Raw genomic sequence first — 712 nt, 5'->3', positions numbered from 1 at the left:
CTCAGCTCTTTGCCCGGCCGGTCCTGATTGATCTCGCTCAGACACTCACGGATGCCTCCGTCACCGACCCGGCTGTTATCCCTGTGGCCGATCGCGGAGTGCCCCTGCCCCTCTCTTTTGCCCAGCAGCGATTGTGGTTCCTCGACCAACTCGATCCCGCTGCCAGCCTGTCCTACCATATTCCCGCGGTATTACAGCTTTCCGGTCAGCTTGACCCGCAGGCCCTCACTGCGGCGCTCAATGACCTGGTCGCCCGTCAGGCGAGCCTGCGTACCCACTTTCCGCTGGTTGACGGCCAGCCCTGTCAGCAGGTTGCTTCCGCCGACACCGGTTTTGCCCTTCCCTGTCTGGACCTGCGTGCCCTGAGCGAAACGGCCCGGGCCCGTCGCGTGGCCGAACTGACGGAATATGAGGTTTGCGCCCCTTTCGATCTGACTCAGGGCCCGCTGATCCGCGGTCAGTTACTGCAACTGGCTGATGAGGATCATGTGCTGCTGTTTACCCAGCACCATATCATCTCCGACGGCTGGTCCATCGGCATTATGGTCCGCGAATTGGCGGCGCTTTATCAGGCCGCTCTGGCGGGTCAGACGGCGGCCTTGCCGTCCCTGCCGGTCCAGTATGCCGACTATGCCGTCTGGCAGCGCAATGAGTTGCAGGGCGACCGCCTGACCGCGCTGCGTGATTTCTGGTGTAGCCAATTGCAGGGCGC

Annotated in this window: 1 protein-coding gene; it reads left to right on the top strand. The window is 62.9% G+C overall.

The window, feature by feature from the left end; all coding sequences use genetic code 11:
• On the top strand, positions 1-712 hold a 712-nt coding region (locus FE394_RS19340), incomplete at both ends, for a condensation domain-containing protein (RefSeq protein ID WP_319927940.1).

Source organism: Xenorhabdus littoralis (assembly GCF_033949345.1).
GTDB lineage: Bacteria > Pseudomonadota > Gammaproteobacteria > Enterobacterales > Enterobacteriaceae > Xenorhabdus > Xenorhabdus littoralis.
Note: the sequence above shows the minus strand (reverse complement) of the source record. Positions and strands in the feature narration are given on the sequence as shown.